This window comes from Tepidimonas sp. (assembly GCF_046292505.1).
Lineage (GTDB): Bacteria > Pseudomonadota > Gammaproteobacteria > Burkholderiales > Burkholderiaceae_C > Tepidimonas.
The window spans coordinates 1-1,364 of record NZ_JBKBQX010000089.1 but is presented as its reverse complement, the minus strand read 5'-3'; the positions used below and the strand labels follow the sequence as shown (position 1 = coordinate 1,364).

The window sequence follows — 1,364 nt, the reverse complement described above, 5'->3', positions numbered from 1 at the left end:
CAGCGCCCGCCAGGTGGCCAGCGGCGCGCGCAACCAGGCACCGAGGCCAGGTCGGGCGCTCACGGTGCGCCGGCCGGCGGCCGCCGCTGCAGGCCGCTGCGGGTCAGGCGCAGCACGCCGGCCCGGGGCGGCGCGCGCCGCTGGCCGGCGGCGCGGCTGGCAACGTGGACGCGGCAGTTGGCTGCGCTCGTGGACAGCGGCCTGCCGCTGGAGCGGGCGCTGGCCGAACTCGCGCGTGAGGCCGACGACGCCGCGCAGCAGGCCCTCGTCACCGAGCTGCGCGCCGAAGTCAACGCCGGCAGCACGCTGGCGGCGGCGCTGGCGCGCCATCCGCGCGTGTTTGATGCGCCATACCGCGCGGTGGTGGCCGCCGGCGAAGCCAGCGGGCGCCTGGGCACCGTGCTGCAGCGGCTGGCCGACGAGCGCGAGGCCGCCGACACGCTGCGCAACACCGCGCTGCAGCGCGACGTGCACGAGGCGCTGGCCCTGGTGCGCGAAGGCGCGCCGCTGGCCGCCGCGCTGGCCACGCGCCCGGCGTTGGCCGGGCTGCTGGTGACCTTTGCGCGCCTGGGTGAGCAGACCGGCCAGCTCGGGCCCCTGCTGCAGCGCGCCGCGCAGCAGCTCTCCGACGATGCCCAGCGCCGCCTGCTGCGGCTGACCACGTGGCTGGAGCCGCTGCTGATCATCGCCATGGGCGGCGTGGTGCTGCTGATCGTGCTGGCGGTGATGCTGCCGATCATTCAGCTCAACCAACTGGTGCGCTGACCATGACCGCGCTGCCCGAACCCGACCACGGCTGGCTGCCCGGCGCGCGCCGCGTGCCGTCGCCGAACCACGGCCCGCGCCCGACGGGCGTGCAGCCGTGGCTCGCGGTGCTGCACAGCATCAGCCTGCCGCCGGGCGAGTACGGCGGCCCGTGGATCGAGCGGCTGTTCACCAACACGCTGGACTGGGATGCGCACCCCTACTTTCAAAGCATCCGGGGTCTGGAGGTCTCGGCCCACTTTCTCATCCGCCGCGACGGCGAGTGCGTGCAGTTCGTCGCGCTGGACCGCCGCGCCTGGCACGCCGGCCGCTCGTCGTGGCAGGGGCACGAGAACTGCAACGACTTCTCGGTCGGCATCGAGCTGGAGGGGCTGGAGGGCGACCTCTTCACCGACGCGCAGTACGCGGCGCTGGCCGCGCTGCTGGCGGCGCTGCGCGAGCGGCTGCCGGCGCTGCGCGCGGTGGCCGGGCACGAGCACGTCGCCCCCGGGCGCAAGCGCGACCCCGGAGCCGGCTTCGACTGGGCGCGGCTGATCCGCCTGACCGGCTGGCCGGCGGCGTGGTTCGCCAGCGAGGCGCCCGGCCAGCCCCCCACCCCG

General features: G+C 76.2%; 2 protein-coding genes. Both read left to right on the top strand.

The genetic code is table 11. The features are described from left to right. The coding region (locus tag ACK4TH_RS11850; RefSeq protein ID WP_409626722.1) for a type II secretion system F family protein at positions 1 to 765 on the top strand (765 nt) is incomplete at its 5' end. A gap of 2 nt (positions 766 to 767) precedes the next feature. Then, a partial coding sequence (ampD, locus tag ACK4TH_RS11845; protein ID WP_409626720.1) for a 1,6-anhydro-N-acetylmuramyl-L-alanine amidase AmpD occupies positions 768 to 1,364 on the top strand: 597 nt, incomplete at its 3' end.